Annotated in this window: 6 protein-coding genes; 3 read left to right on the forward strand and 3 right to left on the reverse strand. The window is 52.3% G+C overall.

Annotated elements, in window-relative coordinates; all coding sequences use genetic code 11:
* Together B3P58_RS20670 and B3P58_RS20675 are read right to left on the reverse strand one after the other, a co-directional pair.
* A partial coding sequence (locus B3P58_RS20670; RefSeq protein ID WP_286720391.1) for a methyltransferase occupies positions 1–698 on the reverse strand: 698 nt, incomplete at its 3' end.
* Positions 695–1,624, reverse strand: coding sequence for a MerR family transcriptional regulator (locus B3P58_RS20675; protein ID WP_145466351.1), 930 nt, complete (start codon positions 1,622–1,624; stop codon positions 695–697). The genes B3P58_RS20670 and B3P58_RS20675, both read right to left, overlap by 4 nt.
* A gap of 192 nt (positions 1,625–1,816) precedes the next feature.
* On the opposite strand from B3P58_RS20675, the gene B3P58_RS20680 reads away from it, so the two are divergent.
* Positions 1,817–2,281 (forward strand): PAS domain-containing protein, encoded by a 465-nt coding sequence (locus B3P58_RS20680; protein WP_145466349.1) that lies wholly within the window; start codon positions 1,817–1,819, stop codon positions 2,279–2,281.
* A gap of 88 nt (positions 2,282–2,369) precedes the next feature.
* Here B3P58_RS20680 and ppa read toward each other — a convergent pair whose 3' ends face one another.
* Positions 2,370–2,894, reverse strand: a complete 525-nt coding sequence (ppa, locus tag B3P58_RS20685; protein ID WP_230330598.1) for an inorganic diphosphatase — start codon at positions 2,892–2,894, stop codon at positions 2,370–2,372.
* A gap of 246 nt (positions 2,895–3,140) precedes the next feature.
* Here ppa and B3P58_RS20690 point away from each other — a divergent pair, with 246 nt between their 5' ends.
* The gene (locus B3P58_RS20690) at positions 3,141–5,498 is read left to right on the forward strand and encodes a TonB-dependent receptor plug domain-containing protein (RefSeq protein ID WP_230330599.1); all 2,358 of its coding nucleotides are present in this window, start codon (positions 3,141–3,143) and stop codon (positions 5,496–5,498) included.
* Positions 5,499–5,563: 65 nt separating this feature from the next.
* Positions 5,564–6,409, forward strand: coding sequence for a hypothetical protein (locus B3P58_RS20695; RefSeq protein ID WP_230330600.1), 846 nt, complete (start codon positions 5,564–5,566; stop codon positions 6,407–6,409).
* The last annotated feature ends 149 nt before the right edge of the window (positions 6,410–6,558 follow it).

The following is a 6,558-nucleotide window of genomic DNA, read 5'->3' on the forward strand; positions in this document are numbered from 1 at the left end:
TGGCTGCTGCGGATGGCAAAGGCATCGATATCGGCGAGGGTGATATCCAGCGCCGGCTCGGCAGCTTTCATGCTCAGACCAATAACCCCGGAACCGCAGCCAAGATCCAGAAGTTTGCCGTGTGACGGTGCAGGAACATGCTCCAGCAGCAGCGCGGTGCCGGTATCCAGTTTGCCATGGCTGAAGACTCCCGGCAGGGTCAGGTAGGCCTGCTCCTGCCAGTTAAACGACTGGGCCTGCTTCAGCCAGTTAAATTCGTTGTTGGCCCGGAGCTGCAGGTTCCAGAGGCTGCAATGGCGGGCCGAGTCGGTTTTTTCGCTGCTTTCGCTCAGTGCGGCGCAGGCTTTGCCGATGCTTTTACCACCGGCGTCGTTAGCGCCGACGATCCAGCATTCCTGTACCTGAGTGGCAACCAGCTGAAGCAGTGCCAGGGCCTGCTGCTTGGCTTTCGGCCACAGCAGAATGACCTGTTTGTCCGTAATATCCTGTGGCTGCGGAATGGCAAAACGCACCTGCGGTTCCCCCAGCGGCCGGTATGCCTGAGCGGTCAGCCAGTCCCAGGTCAGAACCTGAGCGCCCGTGGTTTTCAGCAGTGTTTGCCAGCCGGCGGGTAAATCGGCTTCCGCACCAATAATCAGAGTGTTGGCGGTAATCAGGTCGGGATGGCGTAACAGTAATTCGTATACAGCAGTGCTCATTCGGGCAGGCTCGTCAGCAGGTCGCGGATGGTCAGGGCCGCCTGGTGGATGTCATCGCCAAGGGTTATCAGACCATGGGCGAGCAGGGCGCTTTGATGGTTCGTGTTATGCCCGCTGACAAATACCGGCAAACCGCCTTCGCGGGCCAGGCGCTGCAACTGACCAAGCTGCATGTCGTTCTGGTCATTGCCAATGTGAAGCACTGCCGCCTGCCAGGGTCTGGCCTGCAGCAGTTCCGTGAGTTGATCCGGGGTCAGCATGCCGCTGAACCAGACCGGATGCAGGCCCAGCTGTTTCAGCAGTATGGCTGACTGTAACTGTTGGATATCGTCTTCCCAGGTGCAGTTTGCTATCAGTATCAGTGGTGACTGCCCGCTGTCCGGATCATCGCCGGTGTTGTCACTTAGCCGCGCTGCCAGACGGGACTGCAGAATTGCAGAGTAAAACCGCAATCTGGCCACTCCCAGTGTCTGGCTGCTGTTGTCGCGCAGATGGTGATACAGCGGTATAAACAGGAAACGCATCGCCACATCAACGGGAAAGAACTGGCCAACTTCGTGGAATAAGTCAGCTACCTGTTGATCGTCAAAATCCTGTACGGACTTATGCAGCCGTTCGCGATAGTGCTGCCACTGTGAAGGTCTGGCCGGCGTGCTGATTGGTGCTTCAGGCAGCTCTTCGCCATTATTGATCATGGCCTGAGCCTGGGAGATGGGGATGCCGCGGTTGAGCAGGGCTACGACCTGGCGGATTAGGCGGATATCCTGCTCTGTGTAGAGACGGTGTCCCTTCGCCGTGCGTTTGGGTGTAATCAGGCCATAGCGCCGTTCCCAGGCTCGCAGAGTGATGGCGTTGACTCCTGTCTCACTGGAGACGATCCGGATCGGGTAATAGGCCATTTGTGAATCGCTTGCGGGGTTTGACATCGCCGGTGGTTCTCCGCTGGCTCTGGTGTTACTGATTCCGGGGTTATAGCGTGCCGGAGTGTGGCTGTGCAAAGTTGTTCAGATTCTATAAGTACTTATACACAAAGTAAAAAAGAGCAATGCAATAAAGCGCCTACTTGACCGCAGGCGGCCTGGAAATTACCTTGGGCGGACTAAAAAATGGAGGCAACCATGGTCAATGACCTGAACGACGAGCAGGGCCCTATCAGTCTGGAATTGTTGAAGAAGGCCGTTGATGCGTCCAATGACGGAATTGTTATCGCAGAGCAGGAAGGTGATGACAATATTCTGATTTATGTGAATAAAGCGTTTGAGCGCCTGACTGGCTACCGTGCCGATGAAATTCTTTATCAGGATTGCCGTTTTTTGCAGGCGGGTGACCGTGATCAGGAAGGGTTGACCACTATCCGCAGCGCAATCAGTGATGGCAAAAGCTCACGGGTTATTCTGCGTAACTATCGCAAAGATGGCAGTCTGTTCTGGAACGAGCTGAGTATCTCTCCGGTTTATAACAGTGAGGATCAGCTGACTTATTACATCGGTATTCAGAAAGATGTAACGGCTCAGGTAGAGTTTGAAGAGCGTGCTCTTAAGGCAGAGCAGGCACTTGCTGAGCTGCGTGCGCAGGGCCGCTGAGTGGTCAGTGCTTGGTAAGCCGTTAGTGCAAATATAAAAAGGGAGCCTGTGCTCCCTTTTTTATGGTTGTGAATAAGTGCGGTAGCGCTTATTTGGCAGCTTCTGCAGCTTTAACGATCATGCCGCGGGCTTCTTCAGCGTTGCCCCAGCCCTGAACCTTAACCCACTTGCCTTTTTCCAGATCTTTGTAGTTTTCAAAGAAGTGAGAAATCTGGTCACGCAGCAGCTGTGGAACATCGTCGATGTCATTTACATCGTTGTAGATCTGAGTCAGCTTCTGGTGTGGAACCGCAACCAGCTTGGCATCGCCACCGGCTTCGTCTTCCATGTTCAGTACGCCAACCGCACGGGCACGGATAACAGAACCTGGCTGTACCGGGTAAGGAGTGACCACCAGTACATCCAGTGGGTCACCGTCGTCGGCCAGTGTGTTTGGGATGTAACCGTAGTTGGCCGGATAAAACATAGGGGTAGCCATGAAACGGTCAACCAGCAGGCAGTCCATGTCTTTATCGATTTCATATTTGATCGGCGCGTGGTTGGCCGGAATTTCGATAACAACGTAGAAATCGTTAGGCAGGTCTTTACCGGCCGGAATGGAGTTGTAGCTCATAGGAGTTTCCCAGGGGTTAATGAACAGAATGCGCGGATTATATCGGCTGGGCCTTGCTCTGTCAGTCTGCCATAAGTATAAAGCGCGTCCGACGTTTACCGATGAGACTCTGGCGCCTAAACTCCCTTAAAGCTTCTGAAATAAGCCCGTGCCTGTTTCTGTTACCCCAGATGTACGGTCCGATGCCGGTTTTGGCCGATGGAACCTGCAGCTGCCAAGTGCTTGCCGGGATTTCTGGTGTGTGGAATGACCCAAATAACCATGTCAAAAATTTCAAGAATTATCAGTCTGTGTGGTGCGCTGCTTGTGTCAGATGCACTGCTGGCGGATGAGTACGACGATTTTGAGCTGGATGCGCCTTTTGTCCTGGATGACGATATACCGGTGGTGCTGACCGCATCCCGCCTTAAGCAACCGCGTGCAGAGGTGCCCGCCAGTGTTACGGTAATTGAGGCCGCCCAGATTGCGGCCTGGGGCGTCCGTACTCTGCCGGAGCTGATGCGCTTTGTGCCGGGCATGAGCATGGGCCATGGCGATGATGAGAATAATGCATCCATCGCCTATCACGCCTCTAACCCCAGCATTATGCGTCGTCTGCAGGTGCTGGTGGATGGTCGCTCGGTCTTCAAGGCGGGGATTGCCTCGGTTGTCTGGGATGATATTCCGGTAGCCATGGAGGATATTCTGCGTATAGAGGTCACCCGTGGCCCGAACGCGGCCAGTTACGGTGCAAACTCCTTTTTGGGTGTGATCAATATCGTCACCAAGCATCCGGGAGATACCTTGGGTACCCGTGTGCGCTACCGCAACGGTAATAATGGCGTGGACGATGCTTTTGTCAGCTACTCGGGGGAGAGTAATCAGAACAGCTACCGTATTTCCGCGCAGATTCGCGCCGATGATGGTTATGACGGACGTTATGCCCGCAATGGTGATGATGACTACCGTGACAGTAAACGTCATGGCTTTATAACCGCCTACTTCAACCGCCCGGTGGACAGCACAACCCAGCTGAATATGCAGGCATCACTGAAGCAGGGGCACACTGATATCCGCAGTGAGTCTTATGAACAGGATCCACCGGATCAGGAAACCCGGCAAGGTTATTTGTGGACGCGGTTGCGCAAAGAATTCAGCACCGATCACAGCTCTCACCTGCAGGCTTACTGGCAGATTGATAATCGTCGGCAGCTCAGTGCAGCCTGTTTACCAGTGGTGGGGCTAGATCCGGGATTATTCGCGTTGTATCAGGATAATCCGCAGTGGGCGAATGCCGTCGTGCTGCTGAGTTATCTGGCAGATCGTCCAGAAGACAGTAATAACAATGACATCCCTGATATACAGGAACTTTATGCCGGAATGGGAAGTGGTTTTCTGACACCCCAGGTTCTCAAGCAAACATTGGGCGGTAATGCTCTAATCAAGAAGTCTTTTATAGAGGAACTGGGTTTTTCCCCGGAAGATCTGGATATTACTCAGGAACAGCTGAACAGTGCCGGAGATATTTACCAGAATGGTTTTAACGGCAGTGATTTTTCTCAGCTGAAGGACAGTACCTGTGGCGATACCCGGCGGGAAATGCGTGAAGAGCGCTACGATATCGAATGGCAGGATACGGTACAGTGGAGTGACACTTTCCGTACCGTTTCCGGCGCCAGTTTCCGTCGCGATCAGGTTGATTCAGAAACCTATTTCAACGGTAAAGTACATAACGATACCTACCGTTTGTTTGCCAATGCCGAATGGCGGATGACGTCATACCTGCTGCTGAATGCCGGCGGTATGTACGAAATGGAAGATACCAACGACAACGCATTTTCACCGCGAATAGCCCTTAACTGGTTGCTGGCGCCACAGCACAGTATTCGTCTGGTGTATTCCGAAGCAGTACGTTCACCAGATTTACTGGAACAAGAACCTGAGTATTCTGTTCGGGTTTCTGGGCTGACTACGAATTATCTGAACCTCGATAGTAGCCGGCTTTATGTGAATCAGCCCCCTGATTCGCGCGATCTTCAGCATGAAAAAATTGCCAGTACCGAGCTTGGTTATTACGGGAAATTCTCGGCTCTGAACCTTGAACTGGATGTTAAGGTCTATCAGGACAGGTTGACTCAACTGATATCGGACCATATTGCCCTGAATTCTTTATCGGTTGAGTCGGATACTAAGATGAATGTCAATGGCGCCGAAATGCAGTTACAATGGCAGGCTGACAGCCATAACTGGTTCTGGATGACTGCAGCTTATATTGATGCGGATGTAACTCTTGGCGATACCTCCGAACTGACAGAAAAACAGCGTCGCTCACTGTCCGTGGTCGAGCTGCGGCAGACTGCGAAAGATAATCTGGTGATGAGCTGGCATCATCAGGGTGAAGACTGGAGTCTTACCGCTTCGCATTTCTGGCTGGATGCTTATAACGGCTCCAATCGTTATCGGCGTTATGAAATTAATACCAGAAAAACATGGTCGATCGGGCGTTATCATCCGTGGGCCGGTTTTTTTGTACAGCATCTGATCGATGATAATTCCCTGACTTATGCCGATCAGCGTTATTCAACCCGCGACTTGTATTACTTTCAGGTAGGGCTCGATTTTTAATGGATTTCTGTTGCAAGGATGCACACAAACTTTATCGCTGGCTTGCGGCATGTTTACTCACATGTTTGCTGGCGCTTCCTGTACAGGCTGACAATACCCAGATTGCATTTGTTGTTCATGAGAAGCTGCCCTCCGTTGAACAGTTACTGCAAAAAACGGCTGAGCGTCTGGATATTACAGCGGAATTACGTCTGCTGAATAATCCGCCGCCCACTGGCTGGCAATCTTATGCTGCGGTTGTTCTGGTTGGTCCTCAGGCTCTGGAAGCCTGGTCTTTTGCTGAAAGCCCTCCTGCGGTTGCTGTGTTTGTCAGCCGTGATGCGGTTGCAGCCGTCAGTTCGAAGCTGGCTTCCGCGTTGTACCTCGAACCTCCGCTGAAGCGACAGATCGCTCTGGCTAAAAGTATTCTTGGTGCAGACCGCCCGCTGGGGATTCTGATGCAGGATAAATCGGAGTGGAAAAACTCCGGGCTGTCCTCGCTGCCTTTACAGCAATCACTGGTTACACCGTACTTCGTTGATCAATACGAGAATCTTAATCGTGCTTTGCTGGATCTGTTAAAAAACAGCCACGCACTAATTGGTACGTACGATACCGAACTGTACAGCTCGACCAATATCAAAAATATTCTGATTACGGCTTACCGGCAGAATAAACCCTTAATCGGTCCCTCCAGTGCCTATATCAAGGCTGGGGCGCTGGCGACGACATACAGCGATATTGATGATGTTGCACATCGCCTCAGTGAAATGCTTCTGACCGGCCTGAAAGAACATGTATGGCCTGACGCAGATTATAATCCCTACTTTAAAGTCCGTTATAACCAGCAGGTTGGCCGCTCCCTGAATCTGCTGCTGCCCGATGCGGAACCTCTGGCGTCACAACTGACAAAAGATGAGAGGGAGCACTGATGAGCCTCAGGCAGTGGTCAATCCGGCGGAGAATCCTGCTGGTAGGGACCGTGCCGGCTCTCATTGTTGTTCTGCTGTTAACCACTTATCACATGGTTAACCGCTGGTCGGATATCCGCAAAGAAAATCAGAGTATTGCCCGTATCGTG

The sequence above is a fragment of the Thalassolituus sp. UBA2009 genome (genome assembly GCF_002335285.1).
GTDB classification, from domain to species: domain Bacteria; phylum Pseudomonadota; class Gammaproteobacteria; order Pseudomonadales; family Oceanobacteraceae; genus Venatoribacter; species Venatoribacter alkanivorans.